General features: G+C 67.1%; 33 protein-coding genes. 29 read left to right on the forward strand and 4 right to left on the reverse strand.

Translation table 11 applies throughout. The features are described 5' to 3' along the window. The first annotated feature begins 437 nt into the window (after positions 1-437). From ACWY4P_RS40800 to ACWY4P_RS40835, 8 genes are all read left to right on the forward strand, one after another. Positions 438-1,301, forward strand: coding sequence for a hypothetical protein (locus tag ACWY4P_RS40800; RefSeq protein ID WP_456205730.1), 864 nt, complete (start codon positions 438-440; stop codon positions 1,299-1,301). 2 nt (positions 1,302-1,303) lie between these two features. Continuing rightward, complete coding sequence (locus tag ACWY4P_RS40805) at positions 1,304-1,687, forward strand: hypothetical protein (protein ID WP_456205731.1); 384 nt, start codon at positions 1,304-1,306, stop codon at positions 1,685-1,687. A 76-nt stretch (positions 1,688-1,763) separates the two neighbouring features. Then, a complete protein-coding gene (locus tag ACWY4P_RS40810) occupies positions 1,764-4,319 on the forward strand; it encodes a hypothetical protein (protein WP_456205732.1) in 2,556 nt (851 codons plus the stop codon). Positions 4,320-4,348: 29 nt separating this feature from the next. After that, positions 4,349-4,576, forward strand: coding sequence for a hypothetical protein (locus ACWY4P_RS40815; protein ID WP_456205734.1), 228 nt, complete (start codon positions 4,349-4,351; stop codon positions 4,574-4,576). A 79-nt stretch (positions 4,577-4,655) separates the two neighbouring features. Then, the gene (locus ACWY4P_RS40820; RefSeq protein ID WP_456205735.1) at positions 4,656-5,135 is read left to right on the forward strand and encodes a hypothetical protein; all 480 of its coding nucleotides are present in this window, start codon (positions 4,656-4,658) and stop codon (positions 5,133-5,135) included. A gap of 30 nt (positions 5,136-5,165) precedes the next feature. Further along, the gene (locus tag ACWY4P_RS40825) at positions 5,166-5,321 is read left to right on the forward strand and encodes a hypothetical protein (RefSeq protein ID WP_456205737.1); all 156 of its coding nucleotides are present in this window, start codon (positions 5,166-5,168) and stop codon (positions 5,319-5,321) included. Positions 5,322-5,331: 10 nt separating this feature from the next. Next, on the forward strand, positions 5,332-5,556 hold the full coding sequence (locus tag ACWY4P_RS40830; protein ID WP_456205739.1) for a hypothetical protein: 225 nt from the start codon (positions 5,332-5,334) through the stop codon (positions 5,554-5,556). A gap of 11 nt (positions 5,557-5,567) precedes the next feature. Further along, entirely contained in the window at positions 5,568-5,762 is a 195-nt protein-coding gene (locus ACWY4P_RS40835; protein ID WP_456205740.1) for a hypothetical protein, read from the forward strand. A gap of 40 nt (positions 5,763-5,802) precedes the next feature. Here ACWY4P_RS40835 and ACWY4P_RS40840 read toward each other — a convergent pair whose 3' ends face one another. The 4 genes from ACWY4P_RS40840 to ACWY4P_RS40855 all read right to left on the reverse strand — a co-directional run bounded on the left by ACWY4P_RS40840 (position 5,803) and on the right by ACWY4P_RS40855 (position 6,750). Beyond that, entirely contained in the window at positions 5,803-5,982 is a 180-nt protein-coding gene (locus tag ACWY4P_RS40840) for a hypothetical protein (RefSeq protein ID WP_456205741.1), read from the reverse strand. 72 nt (positions 5,983-6,054) lie between these two features. Further along, positions 6,055-6,267, reverse strand: a complete 213-nt coding sequence (locus ACWY4P_RS40845) for a hypothetical protein (RefSeq protein WP_456205742.1) — start codon at positions 6,265-6,267, stop codon at positions 6,055-6,057. Positions 6,268-6,331: 64 nt separating this feature from the next. Further along, entirely contained in the window at positions 6,332-6,520 is a 189-nt protein-coding gene (locus ACWY4P_RS40850; protein WP_456205743.1) for a DUF7218 family protein, read from the reverse strand. Beyond that, entirely contained in the window at positions 6,520-6,750 is a 231-nt protein-coding gene (locus ACWY4P_RS40855; protein WP_456205744.1) for a hypothetical protein, read from the reverse strand. The genes ACWY4P_RS40850 and ACWY4P_RS40855 overlap by 1 nt, the downstream gene beginning before the upstream one ends. A gap of 150 nt (positions 6,751-6,900) precedes the next feature. Here ACWY4P_RS40855 and ACWY4P_RS40860 point away from each other — a divergent pair, with 150 nt between their 5' ends. The 21 genes from ACWY4P_RS40860 to ACWY4P_RS40960 all read left to right on the forward strand — a co-directional run bounded on the left by ACWY4P_RS40860 (position 6,901) and on the right by ACWY4P_RS40960 (position 26,646). Beyond that, positions 6,901-7,452, forward strand: coding sequence for a hypothetical protein (locus ACWY4P_RS40860; RefSeq protein WP_456205745.1), 552 nt, complete (start codon positions 6,901-6,903; stop codon positions 7,450-7,452). Further along, positions 7,449-9,053 (forward strand): hypothetical protein, encoded by a 1,605-nt coding sequence (locus tag ACWY4P_RS40865; protein WP_456205746.1) that lies wholly within the window; start codon positions 7,449-7,451, stop codon positions 9,051-9,053. Before ACWY4P_RS40860 ends, ACWY4P_RS40865 begins: the two co-directional genes overlap by 4 nt. A gap of 28 nt (positions 9,054-9,081) precedes the next feature. Next, on the forward strand, positions 9,082-10,578 hold the full coding sequence (locus ACWY4P_RS40870; RefSeq protein WP_456205747.1) for a phage portal protein: 1,497 nt from the start codon (positions 9,082-9,084) through the stop codon (positions 10,576-10,578). Continuing rightward, positions 10,571-11,614, forward strand: coding sequence for a hypothetical protein (locus ACWY4P_RS40875; RefSeq protein WP_456205748.1), 1,044 nt, complete (start codon positions 10,571-10,573; stop codon positions 11,612-11,614). Before ACWY4P_RS40870 ends, ACWY4P_RS40875 begins: the two co-directional genes overlap by 8 nt. Positions 11,615-11,628: 14 nt before the next feature. Beyond that, entirely contained in the window at positions 11,629-12,399 is a 771-nt protein-coding gene (locus tag ACWY4P_RS40880) for a phage scaffolding protein (RefSeq protein WP_456205750.1), read from the forward strand. A gap of 140 nt (positions 12,400-12,539) precedes the next feature. Further along, a complete protein-coding gene (locus tag ACWY4P_RS40885; protein ID WP_456205751.1) occupies positions 12,540-13,481 on the forward strand; it encodes a phage major capsid protein in 942 nt (313 codons plus the stop codon). An 84-nt stretch (positions 13,482-13,565) separates the two neighbouring features. Further along, positions 13,566-14,030 (forward strand): SAP domain-containing protein, encoded by a 465-nt coding sequence (locus ACWY4P_RS40890; protein ID WP_456205752.1) that lies wholly within the window; start codon positions 13,566-13,568, stop codon positions 14,028-14,030. Then, entirely contained in the window at positions 14,027-14,497 is a 471-nt protein-coding gene (locus tag ACWY4P_RS40895; protein ID WP_456205753.1) for a hypothetical protein, read from the forward strand. Before ACWY4P_RS40890 ends, ACWY4P_RS40895 begins: the two co-directional genes overlap by 4 nt. Beyond that, positions 14,494-14,832 (forward strand): hypothetical protein, encoded by a 339-nt coding sequence (locus tag ACWY4P_RS40900; protein WP_456205754.1) that lies wholly within the window; start codon positions 14,494-14,496, stop codon positions 14,830-14,832. The genes ACWY4P_RS40895 and ACWY4P_RS40900 overlap by 4 nt, the downstream gene beginning before the upstream one ends. A 100-nt stretch (positions 14,833-14,932) precedes the next feature. Continuing rightward, positions 14,933-15,307, forward strand: a complete 375-nt coding sequence (locus ACWY4P_RS40905) for an HK97 gp10 family phage protein (protein ID WP_456205755.1) — start codon at positions 14,933-14,935, stop codon at positions 15,305-15,307. Then, the gene (locus ACWY4P_RS40910; RefSeq protein WP_456205757.1) at positions 15,307-15,759 is read left to right on the forward strand and encodes a hypothetical protein; all 453 of its coding nucleotides are present in this window, start codon (positions 15,307-15,309) and stop codon (positions 15,757-15,759) included. The genes ACWY4P_RS40905 and ACWY4P_RS40910 overlap by 1 nt, the downstream gene beginning before the upstream one ends. An 8-nt stretch (positions 15,760-15,767) precedes the next feature. Continuing rightward, the gene (locus tag ACWY4P_RS40915; RefSeq protein WP_456205758.1) at positions 15,768-15,935 is read left to right on the forward strand and encodes a hypothetical protein; all 168 of its coding nucleotides are present in this window, start codon (positions 15,768-15,770) and stop codon (positions 15,933-15,935) included. Between the two features lie 2 nt (positions 15,936-15,937). Next, complete coding sequence (locus tag ACWY4P_RS40920) at positions 15,938-16,084, forward strand: hypothetical protein (RefSeq protein ID WP_456205760.1); 147 nt, start codon at positions 15,938-15,940, stop codon at positions 16,082-16,084. A 41-nt stretch (positions 16,085-16,125) separates the two neighbouring features. Further along, entirely contained in the window at positions 16,126-16,659 is a 534-nt protein-coding gene (locus tag ACWY4P_RS40925) for a phage tail tube protein (RefSeq protein WP_456205761.1), read from the forward strand. A gap of 9 nt (positions 16,660-16,668) precedes the next feature. Continuing rightward, the gene (locus ACWY4P_RS40930; RefSeq protein WP_456205762.1) at positions 16,669-17,070 is read left to right on the forward strand and encodes a hypothetical protein; all 402 of its coding nucleotides are present in this window, start codon (positions 16,669-16,671) and stop codon (positions 17,068-17,070) included. Positions 17,071-17,222: 152 nt separating this feature from the next. Beyond that, positions 17,223-17,363 (forward strand): hypothetical protein, encoded by a 141-nt coding sequence (locus tag ACWY4P_RS40935; protein WP_456205763.1) that lies wholly within the window; start codon positions 17,223-17,225, stop codon positions 17,361-17,363. A 6-nt stretch (positions 17,364-17,369) separates the two neighbouring features. Next, a complete protein-coding gene (locus tag ACWY4P_RS40940; protein ID WP_456205764.1) occupies positions 17,370-21,020 on the forward strand; it encodes a phage tail protein in 3,651 nt (1,216 codons plus the stop codon). Continuing rightward, entirely contained in the window at positions 21,020-22,219 is a 1,200-nt protein-coding gene (locus ACWY4P_RS40945) for a hypothetical protein (protein WP_456205766.1), read from the forward strand. The genes ACWY4P_RS40940 and ACWY4P_RS40945 overlap by 1 nt, the downstream gene beginning before the upstream one ends. A gap of 224 nt (positions 22,220-22,443) precedes the next feature. Further along, positions 22,444-25,077: a hypothetical protein gene (locus ACWY4P_RS40950; protein ID WP_456205767.1), complete on the forward strand. Its 2,634-nt coding sequence runs from the start codon at positions 22,444-22,446 to the stop codon at positions 25,075-25,077. Between the two features lie 5 nt (positions 25,078-25,082). Continuing rightward, positions 25,083-25,601: a hypothetical protein gene (locus ACWY4P_RS40955; protein ID WP_456205768.1), complete on the forward strand. Its 519-nt coding sequence runs from the start codon at positions 25,083-25,085 to the stop codon at positions 25,599-25,601. After that, entirely contained in the window at positions 25,594-26,646 is a 1,053-nt protein-coding gene (locus tag ACWY4P_RS40960) for a hypothetical protein (protein ID WP_456205769.1), read from the forward strand. The genes ACWY4P_RS40955 and ACWY4P_RS40960 overlap by 8 nt, the downstream gene beginning before the upstream one ends. The last annotated feature ends 8 nt before the right edge of the window (positions 26,647-26,654 follow it).

Genomic DNA, 26,654 nt, shown 5'->3' on the forward strand with positions numbered 1-26,654 from the left:
AGGGAATGGAGATCCTGCTCATCGCGTGCATGCTCGCCTGGGCGGCAGGCTCGCAGAACGAGCAGTCGAAACTGGGGCTGTCGCCAGCGCAGCGCGCCATCATGTGCGAACAGGCGCGGCACGAGAAGGCCATCAGGCGGATCGCGGAGAAGCACGGCGGATCGCCGGCGGTGCCCGCGGCTCGTGTCTCCCCGGAGGGGGCTGTCCCGTCGTCCGCCGATTCGGCGCCGATGGCGACGATTCCGGAGGCGTTCCGGTCGGGTTACCGCAGCCACACGGTGGTTCATCGCGTGGCGACTCCGATGGGCCGCCGGGCGGGGACGTGGGCCGCGCAGGGCGTGTCCTGGGCCCAGGACACCGGCAAGGGCGCGCTGCGGGCCTACCGCAAGCGTCGCCGCGCCGCTGGGCACGACGACCCTGCTCCGGTGGTTCCGCCGATGCCGACGGAACCGCCAACAGTGGGTGCCGACGGTGGCGACGGCGACGGCGACGGCAAGGGCGTGTCGCTGAAGAGGCCGGAGGAGCTGAAACCTGTCGAGGCGAAGGCGGCTGATGAGGTGACGGAGGCTAAGCCCGCCGACACCGAGAAGCCCCTGGCCGAGGTGGAGAAGCCCCCCGTCGAAACCGACAAGCCGGCGGCAGAGGTCACCGAGCCGCCCGCGGTCGACGAGCAGCCGACCGCCACAGGGGCGCCGCTGGCCGAGCCCGAGGGGCCTCCCGTGGAGGCCGCTAAGCCGCCCGCGGATGAACAGGCACGGCCGATCACCCCGGAGTCACCCGAGGGCACCACGGGCGATACCCCCTCGGAGCCGGCCGCAACAGAACCCACCGCAGAACCGACCGCCGACACCTCAGGAGGAGTTGGGCGCATGGCAGCAGAAGTCACCTACGAGTCCGTCAGCGATGAGAGCGACGAGCTCTCAATCATGTGCGATGACGATGTGCGGGTCTACGACCGGATCCGCGACCGAGCCGAGCGAGAGATCGGCCGCGGCGACGCGCTCATGGCCGCGATGGAGGCCACAGGCTTCGGCCCGAAGGTCATCGGTTGGGTTGCCCGTTGCAAGGAGAACTACGGGGTGATCCACAGCGAGGTCGACAACCTCCAGCAGAACACGATCGCCCAGGGCGAAGCCGTCGTGAAGGCCAAGGCGCTCCTCGAGGCCGGGCAGGGCGTCTACGCCGACATCGCCAAGGACATGGAGTCCGTCGCCGAGCGCGACGCCTACATCTCCGACGCCGTCGACGCCGAGGACACATCCGCACACACCGAGGTCTACGAGACGAAGGCGGTCGCCTGACCATGAGCGAATCGAAGAGCGTCGTCACCGTCGCCGCAGTCCTCGCCAGGGCCGCCGCCTACGGGATCCGAGCCGCACGTACCAGGGCCGCCGTCGAGCGGATGAAGACCCGATACGAGGACCGGGCCGACTCGGCGAAGTACCTGTCCGAGGCCATGACCAAGCTCAAGGTCGACGAGCCCACCACCACCGCCTACATGGAGGTATCGACCCTCGGCACCGCCGCGGCCGGGAATGTCGGCTCGATCGTCTCCGCCTCTGACGCCTTGACGGTATCGGCCCAGGGCTTGGAGTCGGAGACCAGGGCCCAGCACGGGCGCATGCAGGACGCCAACCGCACCCACAACGTGCAGATGGCCGACCGCGAGTTCATCCAGCGCCAGTAGGCGCCTTGCACACCACGAAGAGCGGGGCCACGGGCCACGAGGCCCCGCCCTTCACCACCCCGAATCGGAGAACCGGATGGCGACAACGACAGTACCCACCCCGATCACGAAAGAAGACGACACCCAGCAGGAACAGACTGGGCTGCGCACACAGATCAACCAACTGCACAACGCGGGCCTGTACCTCGGCGCCAGCGTCGGCGCCGCCTCCGGCCTCCTGCCCGACGACCTCCTCCTGCTCACGACCACAGGAACCACCGGCATAGCGGCCGGCTGGGCTGCCCTCGGCATGAACCCGGGCCCCTGGCGCTGGCTGCCCGGCCACGACGAGCCGTGGGAGTGGATGTGCCGCGCCAGCCGACGCGGCTACCGGCGCAAGGTCCGCAGGATGCGCCGTCGCCTCAACCAGGACCACGGCCACAGCCCGGCCGTGGGCAGCGACGGGCTGCTCGTGCCGACCATCGGGATCGCCGACGGCTGGCGCAACCGCGATGACCGGGCCGCCCTCGTGCGCAAGGCGACGGCCGACGCCTACCGGGCGCGCTGCAAGTCGCTGCGTACCGCCTGGGCCAAGGCGCTGCCGGACTGGGAGCGCGGCTGGTGGCGCAAGTACACGCCTGCCGAGATGGCGCTGCGGGCCGGCCCGATGGTGGCCCTCCCCGCGGTCGGCTTCGTTGAGCAGCCCTGGTGGGCCAGGCTCGCCACCGTCTCCCTGGGAGCGGGATGGGGTGCGCGGATCTGGCACCGACCCGACCCGGCCGTGAAGACTGTGACCAGCCCGCAGGGGATCGACTGGTACCTGGCCCGCTGGGCGGAGTGGATCGCCTGCGAGCGTGGCCCGCTGCCCGCCTCCAGGCTCGCCAACGTCTCACTGGACGGCGACAAGCTCACCGCGGTCATCGTGTCCACCACCGCGAGGTCGGCACTCAACGTCGACCAGGACGCCGTGTCCATCGCCTTCAAGGTGCCGCCCCGGGCCGTCAACATCTACCGGCCCGACGACATGCCCGCCAACCGGGCCAAGCTCACCGCCAAGCTCCGGGCCAGCACCTCCGAGCTGGACATGGACGACCTATCGGCCGTGTGGGACGAGTACAACCCCTACTCCGGAAGCAAGCTGTACGACCCGGAGGAGACCCAGTTCGGCCGCCGTTTCCGGCTGCTCATGCCGCGGAAGGGCTCCTCGGTCGCCGACGTGCAGCCGCGCGCCATCGCCCAGGCGCTCGATCTTGGCGGCGAGGACGCTGTATCCCGTCTGCACCTGCGCGTGCTTGACGCCCGCCGCATCGAAGTCAACGAGATGAGAGTCAACCCTCTGCAGGGCGGGGTGCCGCTCGACCTGGACGCACTGCGCATGGACGAGCAGGGCTACATCACGATCGGCAAGGACATCTACAGCAGCCCGGCCAAGTGGCGGCTCCTCAAGTTCGACCCGAAGCGCCGGGGCCTGTCCGGGCAGCCGTCCGCGTCCGCCGTGCACTCGTTCGGCTCCGGCACCACCGGTGCCGGCAAAACTTCCCTCGAGGAAGACCTCCAGGTTGCCCAGCGCCTCAATGGGTTCATCTCCTGGCTCGCCGACGGCAAGGGCGGAGCCGGCTACGCGCCCTGGCTGCCGGAACTCGACTGGCTTCTCAAGTCGCCGTATGGCGCCATGCTCATGGGGCAGGCGGCCAACGCGGTCAGCGAGTACCGGTACGCCGAGCAGATGAAACTGCAGTGGCTCGACGACGAGGGCTACACCGAGAACGGCCGCAGCTTCTTCGTCGCGAACGACCCGTTCGCGCCCATGGTCACCACGTGGGACGAGTTCAACGAGATGATCCTCAAGGACCCTCAGGCGGACCACGTCAAGCCGCTCCTGCGGTCCGTGTCCAGCGTCGGCCGACTGTCCCGAGCAGCCGGGATCGCCGCCCGCATCTGGGTGCAGATCCCCAACCTGGACTCCATCGGCTCCGATGCCAGTGCCAACGCGATCCGCGACATGCTCCAGTCCGGCAACATCGCCCTGTTCCGCACAGCCCGCTCCGACGTCGACATCATGTCGCTCGGCTCCCGCACCCCCGAATTCCGGCTCGCACCACTCCCCGAGCGGTTCCCCGACGGGTCCGAGACCGGCGGCCTGTTCTACATCGCCGACGGCAAAGCCCAGTACACCCAGTCCCGGGCCGCGTTCCACAGCAATCCAGCCCGCGTCGCCCGCCAGTTCCCGCTGCAGAGCATCACCTGGCAGGAAGCCGACGCCGCCTGTAAGGCCGGGCCTGCCGGTCTCGCCTACCTGCGGCGCGAGGAGTACCGCCACCTCGATGCCGCCGATGAGGAAGCCTTCCTCCGCGGCCTCGTCAAGGAGGAGGAAGTCAAGAACGGCAAGAGCAGGACCGTCGTCGACATGAAGCCCGTGGCGACTGCCGCCGCGGACGTCGAGGACGACGACCTGGACGAGCTGGTGCCGCCCACCCGCTCCCAACTCGTCTGGAACGCGGTCGACGGCGGGGCCCGGCGCAACCGGCAGATCGCCGAGGTCACCGACCTGAAGCCGACCAACGTCGCCAACGCCACCAGCCGCCTGGAACGCCTCGGCAAGCTCACCAAGATCGAACGTGATTGGCACACCGCAGAACGCCTCGACGCCTGAACCACACTCACCGCATTGGAGAAAACCTCATGACCATCACCATCAGTGGCCTTTTCTTCCTGGCCTGCATCGGCCTCGGAATCTGGTTCAAGAAGGACAGCAGCTTCCGGCCTCGGGAGTTCCTCGCCGTCTCGCTGTTCTGGATCCTCCTCGTAGCCACCCCGGTCGGTGCCGACAGCGTCGACAAGGTCCAGGACATGCTCGGCAACGGCGCCCAGTCCGCTGGCGACACCGTCGACTCGGTGTCCTCCAAGTAGCCCACGGCAGGCGGCCCGTCCTCGTCGGGCCGCCGCCAAGGCCACCGCCTCCACCTACGCCCGGAAGGAGACCCAGCCCATGCCCGTACACCCTGAGCCCACCGACCGGGCCGAAGTCACCAAGCTCGCGGACGCTGTCGACGAGGCCCTCGTCGACGCCATGCAGACCCGCTTCCGCGACAACACCCCGGTCCCCGCATTCGGCACCACCCCGCCCGTACCCCAGCCCGGGACCCCGCCCATGTCCCCGCGAGTCACCGAGATCACCCGTGCCGTGATGTACGGCAGCCTTGCGACCGTCCCGCCCGGCCTTATCGCCATCGGCATCCTCGTCGCCTCCGAGCATGCCGACCCCACCGTCATCGGCATGATCTGCGCCGCCCCTGCCGCGCTCGCCGTGCCCATCCTGGCTATCGCCCGCCTGCTGAGGCGCGCCAAGGAAGTCCTGCCGGCCGAGCAGCACCACCACTACAACGGCCCCGTCTACCAGGACCAGCGCAACATCAACACCCAGACACGCGGTGTCTGGGCCAAGACCAACAACCAACTGCCTCACTGACCAGGCCACTCGGCCAGGAAGGACACCTCCATGGACAAGCAGCTCGCCGCCGCCCTCAAGCGTGATGACGAACGCGAGGCCGCCGGGATGCACGCCGACGACCGGCAGACCTGCCACGCGCACCAGTGCTGGGCCAGCGAATGCGAGGACCGGCACGTCCCCCGCCCGACCACCCGCAACCAGTAGAGGAGAACCGATGCCCGACTTGTGGAACGGGCAGCCGCTGCCCGAACGCAATCCGGTGAGGAAGCCGCTCGCCGACCAGATCCACTACCGGCTCTACGACCAGCGCACCCGCGCGTTGATCAGCTTCAACTCCACCAACTCGCTCGCCAGTCTCGTCGCCGACGTGGCCATCACCGCCCGCGAACACCCCACCGCCAAGATCTCCGTCGTCCAGTACGACGGCCCCGCCCACTGAAGGAGACAACCTTGAGTACACCCACCACCAGCTACGGCTACGAACTCTCGCCCGGCGCCGACACGGACATCGACGACGTACCGGTCTGCTGCGGCGACATGGAAGGCAAGGACACAGACGACGGAGGTCGGGACTACACCTGTCCCGGCTGCAAGACCGTCGTATCGATCTCCGCGAGCGGCCTGGTCGACGACATCTACGAGTGACCCAAGCACCACACGGCCCCGCTCGGATCCCGGGCGGGGCCTACTCGTGGGCGGGGGCGGGCTGCGGGGCGGGAACCTGTGCGCGGGCCATCCAACGATCCCGGCCCACCACCCGAGACGGACGCCCCAGAGGCTCAAGGCCCAGCGCCGCACACAGCCGCTGCAACTCGGCCCGCACCTGGGTCTCCGACTCGGCCAGCACCGTGAACGTCACGCCCATGAAGCCCAGTGTGACGGGAGCGGCGGGGGAGTGGCGGGCATTTCGCTACTTCGACGCGCGCCACGCCCGCGATCAACCCTCGTAGTCATCGGTGTACGAGGTATCCCCGAAGTACTCCTCACAGCCCTCGTTCCGGTCCGGACCCCCACCGTGGACGATGACGTAGCCATAGCCCTGCGCCAGGCTGCAGCCCTTGTCATCCCACTCGCTCGCGGCGCCCGTCCAGGCGACGAATACGACGATCCCGACAGCGATCCCCAGCAGCTTGCGATTGTCGGCGTGCACGATCCCCCCTCGATCTGATGCGCAAAAGGTACGGCGCGGACAGACGGGTGGGGAGGGATTCGGTCTATCTGCCGTGTCGGCGCCGGGTCCGTGCCCCCTTGCGGGCCATACGGGAACGCCCAGAGAAGAACCGGCCGGCGTTCGCGATCCTCGCCGCCTTCGACTTGCTGGCACCCTGCCGCCGCAGCGCGCGGTATGTGGACTGCCTGCCGCGATAGACGAAGCCGAACCTTCCGCCGCGGTCGCTGACCATCAGCGCCTGCCCTTCTTCCGGCCGCCGACAGTGATGGAGGGGTAGCGGCTGCGCACCGCGGCCTTGACCCGCTTCTTCTGTGCCGACGTTCCGTGCTGCGCCACGCGCGCCAGGGCGCTGCGGGCCCGGCCTGCTGTGTCGATGGGATAAGCCCGCTTCCTAGGGATCGCGAACGATGACTTCGGCAGGCTCCGTCGCCGCTTGGCGGTCATCTTCGGGGACTTGGCCATGGCCGGCTCCCTTCTGCTGCCCTCCATGGTGCGCCTGCCTCGGCGGTCCTGGTAGAGGTTAGCTTCCCAAAATGCACACATGTCCTATGATTCAAAGGTGAACGTGCTGTAATTCTTTGGAATCGTCGGACCGGTGAGGAGAAGGTGACCATGACGGCAGGACCCAGCCCGTCACGGCGCAAGAACATCGCCGACCGCGCAGAGCAAGCTGCCCTCGTCTTCGACCTCAAAGCGCAGGGCTTGAGCTACCGCGCCATCGAAGCGATCACCAGGGCGCCCGACGGCCCCACCGGCGGCAAGCGCATCAGCGCTTCCACCGCCGGCGAAATGGTCCGCGAAGAAGCCGCCCGTCGCGTCGACCCGAAAGTCGACGAATGGCGTGCCGTTGGCATCGAACGCCTCGAGGGGGTCCTCCGCGACCACCTTGCTCTCCGCGACGCCCACTGGCAGCGCGCCATCGGCACCGAAGAGAAGGGCCCGGAGATCGCCTCCGCGCTCGCTGTCGACCGGGCGCTCAGCGGTATCTCCCGAGTTGTCGAACAGGAATCCAAGCTCCTCGGCATCCACATCACCCGCATCGACGCACAGGTCATCGAAGTCACCCAACAGGACCTTGAACTACAGGAGATGGTGGCCGAGCTCAGGGCGAAGAACGCGACCGTTGAGAAGCAACTGCGAACCGCGCGGGAGCGTCCCGAGTGACCACGGCCGCCGTCGAACCCGCGCGCATAGCGGACCCGTATGACGAGCGGGCCACCGCCGACACGTTCGACTTCGCCGTCTGGATCGACAGCATCGACCCGCGGCTACTCGACGGCAGCCCGGAACGCCGCAGCGCCCGCATCGAAGCCACCCGCCTCGACCCGCTCCTGTTCGCCGTCCTCTACTGCCTCCACCACCTACGCGACCCCGAGGGCCACGTCACCTTCGCTGACGCACACCTCGAATGGGTGCGTCTCGCCCGCCAGTGGGCCATCCCGCCGCGCCAACCGATGGAGCAGCGCGACGCGTTCCTCGCGCCCCGGGACACCGGCAAGTCGACGTGGATGCTGTTCATCCTCCCCCTGTGGGCTGCCGCCCACGGGCACATCAGGTTCGCCGCCGTCTTCGCGGACTCTGGCCCCCAGGCGGAAATGCACCTCGGCACCTTCCGTAAAGAGGTCGACGAAGGGAACGCGGCTCTTCGCCGCGACTTCCCCGAGCTGTGCACCCCCGGCCGGCGCGCGTCCGGGGCGGCGGAGTCGGACGCCAAGCACATGGTGATCCGCGCGAACGGATTCGTGTTCGCGGCGAAAGGCATCGACGCCAGCTCGCTCGGCATGAAGGTGGGGGAGCGGCGCCCCGACCTCCTGCTACTAGACGATGTTGAGCCGGATGAGAGCAGTTACAGCGCTTACCAGGCCGGGAAGCGGCTCACGACACTGCGAGACGCCATCCTCCCGTTGAATATCTACGCCCGTTGTGTGCTCTCCGGCACCGTGACGATGCCCGGCAGCATCACGCACCAGCTCGTCAAGGCAGGAAAGGGCGAGTGGTCAGAGACCAATCAGTGGGTATGGGACGACAACTTCCGCGTCCACCACCACCTTCCCATCGTGCAATCTGTCGACGGCACCGAGCGCTCCATGTGGCCCAACAAGTGGCCCATAGGCTTTCTGACGGCTATACGGCACACCAGGAGCTTCCGCAAAAACTACCTGAACGATCCGATGGCCACGGATGGCGACTACTGGTCCGAGGACGACTTCACTTACGGCACCTTCCCCACAGCGCGCACCTACCTGTCCGTGGACGGCGCCGTCACTGTCAAGAAGAGCAGCGACTTCACCGGCCTTTCCGTCGTCAGCTACGCCCCCGCCAAGCCGGCACAGGGCAGCGAACCCGCCCGGCCAGCGCGGTGCCTGGTCAAGTTCGCGCAGGCCGTGAAGCTCAAGGGGAAGCCACTGCGGGCACGCATCCTCCAGCTCCTGGAGTCTTTCCCCGAGGTGGGTGCGATCCTCGTCGAGTCCAACCAGGGCGGCGACCTGTGGCTCGAGGTCTTCCACGATTTGCCGGTGAAGGTCGTCACCTTTACCAACAGCGACAAGAAGGAGACCCGGGCCGAGCGGGTCCTCAACCTGTACCAGCTGATCCCGACGCGTGTGATGCACGCCGCACCGCTGCCCGCGCTGGAAGAGCAGATGGTCGCCTTCCCGAAGGCGGCCCACGACGACTTGGTCGACAGTGTGGGAAACGCCATTCTCCGATTCCTAAAGCCCCCGTCCAAGCCGCGGGCTGCGGTCCGCTCTGTGAGCCCGAGGTGATGTGATGGCTGGCACTGACGATCTGAGGATGGCCTACGCCGAGCTGTGTGCTGCCCGGCCGGAGTACGCGAAAGCGGAGGCGTACTTTGACGGCGACGTGGACGAGATCTTCGCGTCCGACAAGGTTGCCCGCATGCTCGCCAAGTCCAACCTCGACGAACTCGACAAGGTCAACTTCGCCCGCATTCCCGTCACAGCTGTCACGAACCGGCTGCACGTCACAGCGATCACGAGCGGCGACGACGACATGGACGCCGAGATCACCGAGCTGATCAAACGGAACGAACTCGAAGAGGAACTACCCGGCCTGCACGTCCGGGCCTGCTCCCTCGGCGACGCCTACCTCATGGTGTGGCCCGAGCACGACGACCATGGCGACGTCGTCGGCGTGAACATGTTCGTGAACAGCCCCGGCACGGTCCGCGTCATCTACGACGAGGAGCACCCCCTCCGAAAGAAGCTTGCGGTCAAGTCGTGGTGTGTCGGCGCAGGCAAGGACCGACTCATTCGGGTCGACCTCTGGTATCCGGATCACGTCGAGCGCTGGGCATGGAACGGCAAGCACAACAGCCGACAGGACAAATGGGAGCACTACACGGCGGATGGGCAGGACTGGAAGCTCGACAACCCGTGGGGCGTCATCCCGTTCTTCCACTACCGTACCGACCGCCCCTACGGCCGCCCGGAGCACTACGCCGCCTACGGCCCGCAGGCCATCATTAACAAGCTCGTCGTCTCCCATGCGGCGACGGTCGACTGGCAGTCTCTTCCGCAGCGCTACGGACTCATCGACCCGACCGTCGACCAGTCCGGTATGCAGTCTGATTTCGACCCGGACAGCCCAGAAGACGCAGAGGGTGACCCCGAGTCGCCGCTGAACCCGAGCCAGCTACGCAACGACCCCGGCGAGATGTGGCTCCTCCAAGGCCTCAAGGGTGTTGGCCAGTTCGAGGCCGCAGACCCCGACGTGTACATGCGGCCCTTCGACCGCTACATCAAGGCGATGGCGCAGGTCACCGACACGCCCATGCACATCTTCGACTCGACCGGCGACCGAATCTCGGGCGAGTCGCGGCGTGAGGCGAACGCGCCGCTGATCGCCAAGGCCCAGGCCCGGCAGCGCAGCTTCGGCGCGACGCACGCCGCCGCTTTCGCGTTTGCTCTCCGCCTCCTCGGCTACGACGATGCGATCGTCAAGGTGGCCTGGATGCCCGCGGAACAGGTCAACGACGCCGAAGGCTGGGCCACCATCAGGGCGAAGATCGATGCCGGGGTGCCGCGTGAACGCGCCCTCATCGAAGCCGGATACGCGCCCGAAATCGTCGAAGCGTGGCTCACCAACCTCGACGACGACGCCGAACTCCAGCGCCGCGTGGAACTCCTCGCCACGCTCGGGGACGCCATCCAGAAGCTGGGCGCCGGCGCCGCCTTGGGGGCCGTGTCGGAGGAGCAGATCGCCGCCCTCCTCGACGGGGTCCTCGCCGCGACGGAACGTGTCAACGATGGCGTGATGGCCGATGGCTAGCAACGACGACCTCGCCCGGCTCGTCCAGGGCGAGCAGATCGATGCCGTGGTCCGTATGGAGGACGAGACGTCGCGGCAGGCGGTCGGCGGCCTGGAGGACGACTGTGAGGCCCTGGCGCGCAGCACGCTGAGGGCCTGGACGCGGGCGTTCGGCGGGCCGCGTTCCGAAGCAGGCAGTGACGCCGTACTCGACCAGATGATCCGCACGGTGCGGGACGCCATCCGCCGGGTGCTGTCCGGCGTGGGGGAGCGGGCTCGGCGCGCGTTGCGACGGGCTTTGGCCTCGGCGGTGAGCCTGGGTGCGGCGCAGGGGTCGCAGTTCCTGGCTCGGCTAACCGGGCAACGCCAGCGGCCCGCCTCGGCATCGCCATCGCGGGATCTCGCCGGGGCACCGGATGTACTGCCGGACGTTGTGGACGAGCAGCGCCGCGGAGCCCTCTCCCTGCTGCGGACCGCGCTGGTGCGGCGCAGCGGGGTGACGGGGCTTCTGGCCGCCGTAGGGAGGGCGCGCGCCACGGCGGGCCGGATCCGGGCGCATGTCGCGTTCACCCTCAACCAGGCCGTCAACGAGGGACTCACCGCAGGCATCAGGTCGATCGGAGCACAGAAGCTCTGGGTGGCGGAACGGGATGCGTGCGTGCGCTGCGCCGCCTATGCCGGACTCATCGCGGAGGTTGACGCCGACTTCCCGGGCGGCCTGTCGTGGGACCCGCAGCAGCGCGGACGCGGCGAACCGCTGCCCGCCCCGCCTCTTCATCCTCACTGCAGATGTCGATGCGTCGCCTGGAAGGACGAGTGGGCCACTCCAGGTGTGCCGTCCTTCCCAGCCGCACTACGCCGCGAGGCCCGCCGGTCCGTCGCTCGCGGCTGGTCGCTGCCGTCTGAGTCCAATGCGGCGCGCATCAGGGCCGCACGCGAGTTGCTGCGCCGCGGTGCAGGACTTCCGCGGTCGGTCGAGGAGTTTGCCGCGACCGCTGTCCGTGCAGGCCGTTTCGAGGACCGCACCTTTCCCGCTACCGGACCTGGGGCGGGCTGAACATGGAGGAACACATGGCACCCATCACCGAAATCAGCGTCCCGCCGTGGGCCATCCTCGGCTACCGGGCAGACGGCCGCCCGATCCGGCCCATAGCCGGCGGTGCGGAGGACGGCGAACCGGTCGCCGAGGACGATGCCGCACCCGAGGAGCAGCCGGAGACCCAGCAGGACGACGATGGATGGACGCCTCCCACCCGCGAGGAGTGGGAGGCGCACCAGGCGAAGCTGAAGGCCGCGTCGGGCGAGGCGGCGGCGCGCCGCAAGTATCTGAAGCAGCACGGCATCGACCCCAAGACCGGCGAGAAGATCCAGAAGGATCCGGAGCCGGAGGAGGAAGAGGCCCCTGCGGCCAAGGAGCAGCAGACGCAGGGCCTGAGCCAGGCCGAGCTGAAGCGGGCCGTCGACAAGGCGGTGACGGAGACCCAGCTCACCGGCCGCCGCCAGATGAGGACCTTCGCGGTCGGCTTCAACAAGGCGCTCTCCGAGGCGGGCTGGAACGGAACTCGTCTCGACAGCCTCATGAAGCTCCTCGACCTGGACGACGTTGACATTGACGAGGGCGAAATCACCGGCCTCACGGAGCAGCTCGAGACGCTCAAGAGCGAGTGGCCCGAGTTCTTCAAGCGCACCCGCAACCCCGCCGGTTCGTCCAATGGGGCTGGCAGTTCTGGCCAAAATGGTGTAACGGCCGCTAAGGTGGATGCAGCCGACAAGAAGCCGCCGGCGCCCGAGCCCAAGTCGTGGGCGGAGGCAGTAGCCCGGCAGGCTGTACGCGGCGGGTAGAACGCCCCAGCGGGGCACCGGCACGGCAGACCCACAGGGTCTGAGCAGGGACGAGCAGGTCGCTCACAGGTCCGCCCAGGTAGGGCATCCCCTCCATTCGGCGGGCCGTGAGCCCCCTGTCCCCTTTCTGAGGTGCCCTCGTGGCTGCTACCGACATCATCGACAGCTGGATTCCGATCGAGTGGGACTCCGAGGTCATCCAGCGTGTCCAGCGCGAGTCTGCGATCGAACAGCTCGGCTACCGCGTCCCCATGAACACCGCGACGAAGCGGATCCTGCGCTCCGCGGGCATGACCGTCACCGCGGGCACCACCTATACGGATGACTCGTCGACGAACGACTACATCACACTGACCGCGCGCCGGTTCATCAGCAAGTTCACCGTTGACGAAGATGATCTCGCGGACGCTTCGACCGTGGTGGACACGATCCGCATCAAGGGCATGGACTGGGCGATCTCCTACTCGGACGCCTTCGACAACGCCTGTATCGGCGTGTCCGCATCTGAGAACGGCGGCACGATCCCGTTCACCTCCGCCTACAAGGCGCTGCGGACCACCAACTCGGCCACCTCGTACACGGCCGACGACAACTACCTGTCGTGGGACGACGACCTCATCGCCATCCCCTCCACCCCCGTCGGCACGTCGCTGTACGAGAAGCTCTCGGCGGCGTTCAAGAGGGTGGAGACCGGAGCTTTCTGGAGCCAGGCCGATCAGTTCGTGATCGCCGCCCCTGGGTGGCGTGATGCGCTGCGCCTGTGCACCGACAACCAGGGCCGCCCCATCTTTCAGCCCGCGGCCGGATCCACCCCGGACAGCCTGTTCGGCGCCCCGATCACCTGGTCCCGCGGCGCGAAGGTGGCGCCGACGATGTCGGCCACGCCGAGCGGCAACGACCTGCTGCTCTTCGGTAACCGCTCCTACCTGAAGAAGGGCGAGCGGAGCCAGCCTGAGTCGCTGGTTGACCAGGCGCGCGCGCAGGACAACACCGACGACACGGCCGTGAAGTTCCGTGTGCGACGGGCGTTCCAGCTGGCGCACGAGAAGGCGTTCTCCATCGTCGAGCGGATCACCGACTAGTCGGACCCTCGGACCTCCGTCGGGGGTTGGTGGGTGCCACCCCGACGGAGCCGGTGACCTAAGAATCGAAGGCGAGTTCGCTAAATGACCTACGAATCTATTCCGATTCGGGATTTGCAGGCCGAGTGCAAGCGTCGCGGCCTGCCCTCCGGCCGCGCCAAGGCCGAACTCGTCCAGCGCCTCACCGACGACGACGCCAACCAGGCCAGCACGCCCGAACCGGACCTGCAAGTCGAGCAGGAGCCGGAAACCGTCGTAACCGAGGTCAACGAACAGCCTCTCGCCGACACCGGGCGCAAGCCCGAACCTCAGCCTACGCCCATGCCGGTCGTCGCCGAGCCTCGCGAAGGCGTCGTCGCCCCAACAGTCTTCCGGCAGGCATTCCCTGCCTCCCCCGAAGGCCCCAGCGAAGACCAGCACGACACCCACCGGCGCGACACCCGACAAGCAGCCGTCGACGCCGGCCACACCCCCCGCGGCGACGCCCGCCGTATCGCCACCGTCGACGGCCACGACGTGTACGAGATCAGCATCCGGGCGGCGACATGACCTGGGCCACCACGGGCGACGTCACCACCTACACCGGCATCACCGCCACCGCCGCACAGGTCGAGCAGGCGCAGGTTGTCGTCGAGATCTTCGCCGACACCACAGAAGACGCCTCGGACGCAGGCAACATTTCACCGAAGAATCTGCGTCTCCTGCGTCTTGCGGTCGCCTACCAGGCGGCGTGGATCACCCAGCACCCGGATGCGTTCACCAACATCGACCTCACGCAGGTGCAGCAGGACGGCGTCGTCGCCAGCATGCAGCACAACAACGCCCTCGTGCTTGCCCCGATGGCGAAGCGCTGCATCGACCGCCTCTCGTGGCGCCGTATCCGGTCACTCCGCATCGGCCGCATGGCCTCCGCAGGGACAGGCATCCCGCGCCACATGAACACCACCTCGGCGGTTGCCGACGACAACGACCCCCGCTGGATGCCGATGGGCATGGACGGGGGCGCCTGCCGATGATCGCCCTCGCTACAACCACCGTGTCCGTGCTCCGCGGCACAACAACCGACCCCTTCGGCGACGAGCAGGACACTGCCGCCGTTCACGCCTCCGGGATCCCCGCCTCGCTCATCGAATCCACGCGCCAGACCTTCGAGCCTGTCACCGGCACGCCCCGAATCGTCCGCACGCACGTGGCCCGCCTGCCCGCCACGACCGACGTCTCCGAGGACGACCGGATCCGGGACGAGCAGACCGGCGAGGTCTACATCGTCGTCTCCGTGACCCGCAACGCAAACCCAGTCCTGACGCAGCCGCTGCGCCTGGACCTGAAACGCACAGGACGAGCCGCCTAACCAGCGCTCCGACATACCCCGCCCCCGATGGCGCGACGGCCCGTAAACGGCCAGCCAGGGGGCACAGCAGGGCCCGCCGACGTAGAGGAGGTGCAGGGCGATGGGCGTGGACTACCACGTCGTGGTCAACCATGGCTGGCGAGGCTGGATGCGTAACGCCATCACCCGCTACCTCGAGAAGCTCGGCCGGGAGATCCAGAACGACGCCGAGCGTCTGGCCCCGGTCAAGACCGGCCAGCTCCGCGCGGGCCTGTACCACGAGGTCAACAGGGGCGAGCTACGCGTCGGAGTCCGCGATGTGCCGTACTGGATGGCTGTCGAATACGGCTCGGGCCCGCACATCATCACCCCGAAGAACGCGAAGGCCTTGTATTGGCCTGGGGCTGACCATCCGGTTGCCAAGGTCAACCATCCGGGCACGCCGGCTCAACCCTTCTTGAGGCCAGCGCTCTACCGGCGGCGGGGTGGTCGCTGATGGCCGTCACCCAGCGCGCGAACACCGAGCTCGTGGCCGTCGCCTGGCTGCAGGGCGCCCACGGCATGGAGCCCGGCCAGGTCGCCACCACTCTGCCCGCAGAGGTGTCCACGTGGGCGACGAACGGCTTCGTGCAGGTGTGCCCCGTGGTGGGCGGCTCACCACAACTGCACTACGCGCTGCGTGAGCCCGTCGTCGAAGTCGACTTCTACGCCGTGAACCCCAACTCGGGTAAGCCCCCGTGGGGCAAGGCCGCATCTCTGGCCGAGCAGTTGGTCGCAGCAACGTTCGACGAGGACCGCATGCAGCGCACCCTCACACTCCTGCCGGGCTACCCGCAGGCCCGCGTCATGACCGCACATTTCCTTACGGAGCCGCGCCGCATGCCTGGTGACGACTCCTCCTATGCCCGTTATGGGGCTGACCTTCAGCTCCACTGGATCAGCCTCTAGGAGCCGCCATGCCGACCGTCCGCACCACCATGCAGCCCCACCTCAACATCGAGGTGTCCGACGCCGAGTTGCTCGACCTCGAGCGCCAGGGGCTCCTCGTCGATTCCCCACCCGCACCTACTCCCGCCGCCGCACCGGCCAAGATCCAGCCTGCTGCGAAGGCTAAGGAGAGCTGACCATGCCGGTCACCTTCCGGTGCGGCCACCCGCGAACTCCGGAAAACAGCGCGCCCAACGGACGGAACTGCCCGCCCCTCTGCGGCACCTGCAACACCAAGAAGGCCACCAAGACCGTCGACTACCGGCCTGCCTTGGCCGCCGTCTGAAGGATGTGAGTCCAATCAGTGTGACGACCACGAATTTGATCATGGGACCGGCGACTCTCTACATCGCCGACTTCGGAGCCACGGAGCCGACCGACACCGCCGTCAATACAGCCCCCGCAGCGTCCGCGTGGACCGACCTCGGCGGCACTCAGGACGGCGTCAAGCTCACCGTCGACCAGACGTACACGGATCTGGAAGTCGACCAGATCGTTGACGTCGCCGGTGCGCGTCTCACGAAGAGGCTGTTCACGATCGAGACGAATCTCGCCGAGCCGACGTTGGAAAACCTCAAGTACATCCTCAACGACGGCACGGCAGCATCCGGCTCCGGCTTCAAGAGCTTCGAGCCGATCTACGCGTCGAGCGCCACCCAGCCCACCTACCGGGCGGCGCTCCTCGACGGCTACGGCCCGAACCAGCTGCGCAGGCGCTTCATCATCCGCAAGTGCCTGTCCAACGACAAGGTCGAGAGCACCTACAAGAAGGACTCCCAGACGCTGTTCACCGTGAAGTGGAGCGGCTTCTTCGTCACCAGCAGCATCGCCCCGTTCAAGCTCATCGACGCGACCTCGTAAGGACCTGCCATGGCTACCAGAGCGCCCCGAACCCGCACCGCTCCGGTCGCGGAAGAGCACAGCAACGGCATCCTTGAGATCACCACCTCGAAGGAGAAGCCCGTCGAGGAGGCACGCGAGCCGCTGTTCATCATCGACGGCGAAACCTTCACCGCCCCCAAGGTCATCGACGAGCGGCTCGTCTTCCTCGCCATGAACAGCATCCGCCAAGAGGGGACCGTCTTCGCGGCCATGCGCTTGATGGAGCTCCTCCTCGGCAAGCCCCAGTACACCCGGCTGCTGGAGCTGTACGAACGGCAGGCCATCACGCAGGAGCAGTTCGACCAGGTCGTGAAGCTGACGAACGGTCTCTTCTTCAAGCACATGGACGGCGACGACGAGCCGGCGGGAAAAGCTTCGCCCTCTTCGTAGCCAACATCCACGGCCATTCCTGGATCGTCGACCACGAGGAGGACCTTGACGCCGACTTCCTCGCCATCTACCGCATCGACCTGAGCATCCAGGTCGTCGGCGCCAAGCGCTTCCTCGCCCTCGCCAATCGCACACCCGCCTACGACGGAGCCATGGCCGCAGCCCTGGCCGCCGAGCAGCAGAAGGAGCAGCCTGCCCAGACCGCACCCGGTAACCCAGACGAGCCGCAGCAGGTGGACGTCGACGCCATGAACCTGATCGTCCCCGGCCTCATAGAGAGAGTGGAGGTGTAGCCCCCGATGTCGTTCCTGGTTGCCTCTGGCCATGTGCAGGTCGACGCGAAGACCGAGAGAGCCGAGGCAAAGATTTTCGGTGTCATCGGCGCACTCAATGCTCTCGGGCCGGCTGCGGCCGTGGCCGGCGCGGGGATTGCCGCGGCGGGCGGGGCCATGGCTGCGTTCGGTGCGGCTGTGGGGCCGCAGATCTCGAAGATGAGCGACGCGGTCAAGGCTCAGGAGAAGTACCAGGAGGCCGTGCAGACCTCGGGGAAGTCCTCACAGGAGGCGGCGAAAGCGGAGAACGCCTACCAGCAGACGCTGTCGAAGATGCCGCGGGCGACGAAGGAAGCCACAGCGGCGTTCGCTGCGCTGAAGGACTCGTACCAGCAGTGGTCGGACTCCCTGGCTGGCGACACGATGCCTGCCTTCACGCACAGTTTCCAGCTGTTCCAGGCGTTGCTGCCGAAGATGTCGCCGTTGGTGCGGACAGCATCGACGGAGCTGGATCGGCTTGTCACGCGGATCGCGGGCGGGGTCGCCTCGCCCGGGTTCGACGCGTTCATGGTGAAGGTCAACGAGTTCGCTGGCCGCACACTGCGCGCGATGTCGGACGGGATCGTGCACCTCGGCGAGAAGGTCGCTGGTTTCGCTGCGGGCGGTGGCTTCGACCGGTTCATGGAGCAGGCCCGCACCATGGGCCCGCTGATCGCGGAGACGCTTGGGAACATTGCCCGAGCTGCCTTGCACCTGGTGGAGTCTGGCGGGGACCTTGGTGTGACTCTGCTGACCGCGGCAAACGCCCTGGCGAAGTTGGTCAACGCCGTGCCGTCGGGCGTGATCTCGACGTTTCTTCAGTTGTACGCGGCTTTCAAGCTGGTGCGCATAGGGGCCGCAGCGCTCACGGCGGTCACGACAGCGTCGGCTGCGTCTGGGCTGGCAGCGTTCGTGCGGGCAGCGCGCTTCGGCGGCGTGGGTGGGGCGTTGTCGGGCGTGGCGCAGAACATGACCCGGATGCAGAAGGCCGCGGTAGGCCTTGGTGTTCTCGGCGTTGTGGCCGTCGGCATCTCAAAGCTCGCGGAGAAGGCGCGGGGCGCGCCGCCGGACGTGGACCGGTTGGCCACCTCATTGAAGAACCTGGCCAGCAGCGGTCACTTCACTGGTGAGCTTCAGAAGACCTTCGGCGACATGGACGGGCTGATCGAGAAGGTGAAGCTGCTCGACAAGAAGGCGTCTGCCGCCAAACAGAACGTCTTGGGCGTCAAGGTGCCGGTGCTGGATGACGTGGCTCATTGGGTGTCCGGCAAGGTGGACGACCTGACCATGGGCGATAAGAGCCTCAAGGCGCTCAAGGAGGACTTCGACTCGCTCGACAAGGCCATGGCGAGCTTGGTTTCCTCTGGCCATACCGAGCAGGCGGCGGGCGGCTTCGAGAAGATCAAGAGCGCTATGGCGGCTGCCGGGTACAGCACCAAGGAGATCAACGAGCTGTTCCCGGAGTACAGGGCGTCCGTTGCCGGACTGAAGGCCGATCAGCAGCTTGCGGCGGCCGGGATGGGGCTCTTCGGGCAGCAGGCTCTGGCGACGAAGACCAAGCTGGACGAGCAGAAGCGCAGCACCGATGGCCTGCGGCAGTCGATCGTGGCCCTGAACGAGGTCAACCGGGCCGGGCTCGGTGGCATGATCGGTTTCGAGCAGGCCATCGACGATGCGGCGAAGGCCGCACGGACCAACGCCGGCAGCCTGCGCATGGTCCACGGCGAGCTCGACCTGAACTCGCAGAAGGCCCGGGACGCATCCACTGCCCTGCAGGATCTGGCGACGAAGACCGACGACGCCGCGACGAAAGCTCGGGAGTCCGGATCGAGCTGGGAGCAGGTCAATGGGATCTACTCCCGGGGTCGGCAGGAATTGATCAACTCGGCTATGGCGATGGGCCTGACCTCGGCCCAGGCCGAGCAGCTCGCATCGAAGATCCTCAAGATCCCGGACAAGAAGTCCACGCGCATCGAGATGCAGCGCGAGGATGCGCTCTCCGGGCTGGACGCCGTGATCGCGAAGCTGAAGTCCACGCCGGGCAGTAAGAGCGTCACGGTCAAGGCGTTGACATCGTCGGCGATCCAGGCTCTGGAAAACCTCGGCTTCAAGGTCACCCACATGAAGGACGGCTCCTTCAGGGTCACCGCGAACACGGGCTCGGCGGCGTCGAACATCGCGGCGATCCAGAGGGCGCGCGACGCACTCCAGAGCAAGAACGTCACGATCAGCGTCACGACCCGCTACTACTCCGTGGGCAAGCCGGGCTCCGGAGTGCGCCAGTTGCCGTATGCGCGTGGCGGCCGGGTGCGCGGCTACGCGTCTGGCGGCGACGTGCAGATGTATCCCGACGGCGGGTACGTCACTGGGCCCGGCACAGGCGCCTCCGACAGCATCCTGAGCCTGTTCCCCAGCGGCGCGGTGGGGCGGATCAGCAACACCGAGTACGTGATGAAGGCTGCGGCGGTAGCCAAGTACGGCGTTCGGTTTATGGATGCGGTCAACTCTGGGCGCCTGCCTCGGTTCGCGAAGGGCGGTCTGACGGAGAAGCAGAAGGAGGCCGCGCGGAAGCAGGCTGAGGCCCGGTCGTCGCTGCGCGGGGACGTGACCCTCGGCAACATGTCGACCATCGCGGGCCGGGTGAACCCGGAGATCAGGGGCATGCTGGCCAAGCCCACAGACGAGAGCGCGCTGATCTCGTCGCTGTACAGCCTGCAGACGAAGATCAAGGGCTCGTTCACGGGCGCGACGGAGAAGCGGATGCTGTCCCAGCTCACCCGGTCCGCCTCGTCTCTGTTCAAGCTGCGGGACTCGGCCGAGGCCAACAGCAAGGCGCTCGACTCGGCGAAGGACAAGCTGTCCGGGCTCAAGGACCAGTTCGACAACCTCAAGTCGTCGGTCAAGTCGTCGCTGATCGGCTTCGCCAACATCACCAAGATCGGCAAGTACGGCACGTCGGCATCCACGCTCATCAACCAGCTGAAGTCCGACACCACCCGCACCACCGAGTTCTCCAAGCAGCTGGAGGAGCTGAAGAAGCGCGGCCTCAACGCCACCGCCATCTCCGACATCGCCGCGGCTGGCATCACCGGCGGCGGCATGGCCACCGCGCAGTCCCTCCTCAATGCCACACCCGAGCAGATCAAGCAGATCAACGATCTCCAGAAGCAGCTGACCGCCTCGGCGGACAAAGCCGGAACCACGGTCGCCGACAGCATGTACGGGTCCGGTATCCGAGCCGCTGAGGGCCTGGTGAAGGGGTTGGCGGAGAAGCAGAAGGCGATCGAAGACCAGATGATGAAGATCGCCAAGAGCATGGAGACGGCGATCAAGAAAGCGCTCGGCATCCGCAGCCCCAGCCGGGTGATGGCCCAGCTCGGCCAGCACACCGTCGACGGCTTCAACCAGGGACTCGCCTCCCGCAAGAGCCTGATCACCACCCCCGGCACCATGCGGATCACCACCCCGACCGCGCCGTCCGCGTCCTGGAGCACGGCCACCACCATCCAGAATCTCAACGTCCACGTGTCCGGCAGCTTCGACATGGCGTCCCCGGCGGAGCGCCGCCGCGTGGCCGAGGCCCTGGCCGCCGAGGTCTCCGAAGCCCTCCGCAAGCGCGACAAGGAACGGAGGCGCTGATGCCCCAAGGCGACTACGGAGACCTCCGAATCGGGCGCCTCCTTCTCCGGGAGACGTTCAAGGCCGGAGAGTCCAGCGGCGACACCCGCAGCCTCGAGCTCGAGGGCCAGGAGTCCAGCCCGCCGCTCACCCGGGCTGAGCTCGTGTGGCGGCACGACAACCTGTGCGCCCTCATTACGGGCGGCGTTGCTCCGCTCACCTTCACCGACAAGCCCGAACAGAACTGCTACGTCACCATCGCCTCCGTCAACGCGGACTACACCGAGTGGCGCGGCGACACCGTCACTTCCGACTGGAAGATCCAGGCAACCCGCCTCGGCTCCGACACCGAGGTAGACCTCCAGAGCAGGCTCACCGGCGTTGTCCGTGCGAACGACTTCAGCCTGACGGGGGAGCGCTGGCACGCCCCACCCATCGGCCACTACGGCTACTACACCGGATCCTCCAACGCGACCACCATGACCCGCACCGGCGCCGACGGGGCCATCACCGTCTACCGCAGCGTGCCCGCCGGCGTCTCCCCACGCTGGGGCTGCACCCCCGCCAACTACCTCAACGGCCGGGCCCGCCTCACCTCCTCGGGCACGGAGCTGTGTGGCACCGACCAGGGCCTCAGTCCGGCCGGCTGGGCGCTCACCAACGGCCTCGTCAACGTCACCCCCGCAGCCTCGGGCACGCTGGACGTGCAGGCATACACAGGCGGCGCATGGCACTCCAAGCAGTGGAACGTCTCCGTCGCCGGATCCGGCGCCAGCATTACCGGATGGGACGGAGCAACGCTCCTACGGAACGACTGCGAGCACGTCATCCTGCGCCTCACCAAGAGCCTGAACCCGGGCCGCGCGACCCTCGACCTGGCGCTCCGCCGGGGCTCACGGTTCGTCGAGGGCTATCTGCAGACCGGCACATCGGCAACCCTGGCCGCCTACCTGCGCACTACGGAGGCCAGCACCAGCGGCACCGGCTACGTTACGGCGTCCGGCAACGACGCCGACGGCAACCGCTACGCCTGCGGCTCGGCCCGCACCTTCACCAGCCACACCAACGGCGGCATCCAGAAGGCCAGCACCACCACCCTCGATTTCTGGATCGGCGTAGCGGCAGGCGGGGGCAGTGCCGCCTCGGGGGACGCCGCAACCGACCTGCGGAACCAGTACATCGCCGCCATGCCTGAAGCCGTCTACGCAGTGAGGCGGTGACCATGGCCGTAACTGAGATCCTCGAGGCCCTCGGCAGTTTCGAGATCGAACTGTCGTCGTCTACGCCCCGCGAGACGTTGGACGCCATCCAGTACTTCGGGCACATCGCCATCGTGCCCGGCCGGATCGACCCCGCTGGCTATGGCGACGGGCTCCTCTCCGCAGCGCGCTATGTGGGCGTCGTCCGCTCCCGGCGCGTCGATGACGACCGGCGCACCAAGAGAGTGGAGGACGCCACCAAGATCGGCGGCGTCGGCATGGCCTTCTGGCTCGGCGACGAAGACGACAAAGGCAGCGTGTATGAGAACGCGGTCGAGCCCGCTTCCGCGACGTTCGCGACTGCCGTGACCATGCTGCTGCCCGCGTCGGGGGCCGTCACCGTCGGCACCCTCTACTCCGTCGGCGGCACCTACTCGGGCCGCCACCTGTACGAGACGCCCCGCAAAGCGATCAGCTACGTGTGCGACACCATGTCCACCACCAGCGTGCCCGTCGGCTGGCGCGTCAACGGTGACGGCACCCTGGACGCGGGCCCCGAGAGCAACCTGTACGTCACGAATCCGACGTGCGTCATCGTCAAACGGGGCGCTGGCGAGGACATGTACCTGCGCGCCCTGCCTGGCACCACGGGCGTATCGCGGGACGTGGAGGACTACTCCACTCGGGTTGTGCTGCTGGCGGAAGGCCAGGGCGAGAGCATCGCCACGGGCACCGCGGACGTCTCCCCGGCCACGCCGTACAAGGACATCCACGGCAACGCCGTCCGGCTCACTCGACTGGTCAGCGAGTCCGATACCAGCACAGGGAACGCGGACACGCGGGCCGCGGTCGCCCTCAACCAGTACACCTCCACCCGCGACTCGCTGGAGCTCAGCACCTCGGACTACGACGTGCAGGGATCGTTCGATGTCGGCGACTACGTGTGGGTGTACGACCCCGACCAGGGACTCATCGACACCGCCAATGAGGTGACGTTCCGCGGGGAGCGCATCAACCCGATCCGGCTGCGGGTCGCCGAAACCCAGTGGCCCGTCACCACCGGATACACGGTGGCGTACAGGGCCGGGGACGGAACCTGGTGGGACCTGACCGATCACGTCGAGTGGGAGTCCGCGAGCGAGGTGCGGATCACCGTCGGCGAGTTCGGGCGGGCGCTCACCTCGGCCGGGACGGAGCCTGTGGGGTCGCGGCCGAATGCGGACACCAGCGTGCCGGGTGTGCCGACATTCATCGAACCGTTCGTCGGCTCCGCCTACCTGGACGGCCGCGGCTTCACCCGGGCCCGCGTCATCCTCTCGTGGAACGCCCCGAACAACGTGGACGGCAGTACGGTCCTCGACGGGGACCACTTCGAGATCCGGTGGGCGATCGACACCGACATGATCTATCCGACCACTTGGTCGCAGGTCTCCCAGGTCCGCTGGATGGATCTGCAGACGTGGGCCCAGCCGTTTGCCGCACCGGACGACGACTGGCAGACCATGTTCGTTGCTTGGGGCGAATCCACAGCACAGCTCCAGGATCTGTCGCCGGGCGTGGGCTACGACGTGCAGATCCGGGCCGTCGACAAGGCAGGCAACATCGGGGCATGGGGGCCAGTGACGACGTTCGTCGCCTCCGAGGACAACATCCCGCCGTCGACGCCGGCCGCCCCCAGCGTGGCGGCCAGCCGGATCGCCGTGCAGGTCACCCACGCGCTCGGCAAGTCGTCTGGCGGCACGTTCAACCTCGAGTCGGACCTGCACCACCTCGAGATCCACGTCGACTATGAGCCCGGCTTCACGCCGTCCGACGGCACCCTGAAGGCGAAGGCGTCCGCCACGGCGGGCATGATCCAGGCCGGGATTCCGGTCGTCGTCACCGTCCAGGTGGAGGAGACTTCGGCCCGGTACGTGCGAGTGGTTGCGGTCGACATCACCGGCAACAAGTCCGGCCCCAGTGATGCGGCCACAGCGACTGCGCTGCTGATCGACGACGCGCACATCTCCGACCTGACCGTCACCAAAGTCACCGCCGGAACCATCTCAGCAGACTGGATAGTCGGCGCCCGCATAAAAACCGCCGACACCGGAGCGCGCGCAGAAATGAGCTCCGCGGGCATCGCTGCATACGACGCGGGCGGCACCCGCACCTTCTTCGCAGACGCCGCCACGGGAGACGTCTCCATCATTGGGCAGCTCAAGTCCGGCACGACCGGCAAGCGCGTCGAGATCAACCCCACGAGCGCCTACCTGCCCGAGATTCGCTGGTACCCCAACTCGGGCAGCGACTATGGGTTCATCAACGCATCCACCAGTGGCACCGACGTCAACCTGGGCATGAACAGCAGCCCCTATGACGATGGCACCGGGGTGCAGTGCAACTCCCGTGCATACCTGACCACTTTTGGGGCTCAGCTGGAGGTCGTCCGCGCTGATGACCAACAGCGTCGAGGAGGGTACGCCTATGCGCTATCAAGCGCCCTCTTCGCCGGATACAACCGGGCGGGAGTAGACGGAGGCAAGCTATACGCCGACGCGGCTCAAACTATCGTCGGCTGGGATAATGGCGGTGCAAATGCCAACGTCATGACTTTCGAATCCGGGGTGACCCGCCACATCGGGAGATGGCGAGACTTCATTGCCGCCGACAGCAACGAAGGGCTGTTCACTGGCCACGTCACCACCAATGCCGGTACAGGAACAGTGCTCACCTACGGGCCGACCATGGACACCACACTGCGGGTCATGGCAACGGTTTTCGACAACGTCGACCACTATGTCCGCGTGAGCGCTCAGTCCACCACCGGCTTCAGCGTCGACATAAACCCGGCCGGATCCGGAAACTGGGACTTGAACTTCTGGTGTTTCAGGACGTGATGACTATGCCCATTCACTACACGATCGTCGACGTAGCCGAGGACAATGACCGTGGTCTATGGCAAGTCACATACCAAGGTTCGGCCGGGGAAGAACGCCATCACCTTTTTCCTAAGGCGACCCTGGAATGGCGGGCAGCTGAGTACGGCCTCGACGATGTGGAGGAGATTCTCGACATCATCCTCCACGAGCCCTACGCGCCGACGGAGCAGCCAGAAGGCCCCATGTCCCTGCTCGCCGCTCCAGCCAAGACCGCAGGCCGCCCCGCGCCACGCATCACCCTGTACATCGCCGAGTCCACCGCACAGGCCCGGGACGCGCACCGCCAACACATAGCCGACATCAAGGCCGACCACGTTCGGATCAACTCGCCCAAGGGGGCTGACCCGCTCGACCATATCCGCCGCCGCCACGGCATCACCGCTGACGGTCTGCGGGCCAAACGTGAGCAGGTAGATACACACCGCTGGAAGAAGCTGTACGGGGGCCTCCCCGTGCCCATAGAGGAGGCCGATCGTGCCTGATCCGTCCACCAGCCGCCTCGGCCTGTACAAGTCCAAGAGCGACGGCTCCGAGCTCGTCAGCTACACGCAAGACATCGGACAGAACCTTGACAAGCTTGACGCCGCCGTCGGATTCCAGGCGTGCACCTCCACCACACGGCCCAGCACGCCGTACAGCGGCAAGCCCATCCGTGAGACCGACACAGCCCGCACCTATGTCCACAACGGCTCCAGTCCCGCATCCGGCGGCTGGGTGCAGATACCCAACTCGGCCAGCACCTTCGACGCCGACCTCGACCTCACCAGCGGCAAGCAGCTCAACATCGGCGGCAGCGGCAGCGGCGCCCCCATCGCCACCATGCTGACCGCCAGCAACTCCAACATGATCAGCAGTCGCGTCACGGGCGACACCGTGAGCAGGTGGTTCGTGAACGCCGACGGCAACATCAACTGGGGGATAGGCGGATCAACAACCACTGACGTCGGCCTCTCCCGCTCAGGCATCGGCGTCCTCACCGTCACGGGGAGCCTCGGCGTCAGCAGCAACCTGACCGTCACGGGCAACACGACAGTCACGGGGAACCTGTCAGCTTCCGGCATCGGCCAGGAGCGCTACGCCGTCAAAGCCGCCAACACGACCCGGGCGTCCACGACGACGAAAACTGACGACCCCGACCTCACCATGACGGTCGTCGCCAACGCCGTCTACTACGTCGAATTCATCCTCGCCGCCCAAAGCTCCAGCACAACCCCAAACATCAACACCGCCTGGAACGTGCCCAGCGGCTCCACCGGATTGAAATTCGCGCACGGCCCCACCAACAACGCCGCCACCTTCGTCACCCGCACCGACACCAACGCCCGCGTCAGCGCCCACGGCTACACAACCGGCCTCGACTACATCATCAACGGCAGCGGCGTGAGCGTCGCCATCCTCGAAAAAAGCATCGTCACCACCGGCGGAAGCGGCGGCACCATCGCCATGCAGTGGGCCCAGAACACCAGCAATGGCACCGCCACCGTCGTAGAGGCCGGGTCGTACATGTACATCCGCCGCATCGCCTAGGAGGCACA

Source organism: Streptomyces sp. LZ34 (assembly GCF_053890475.1).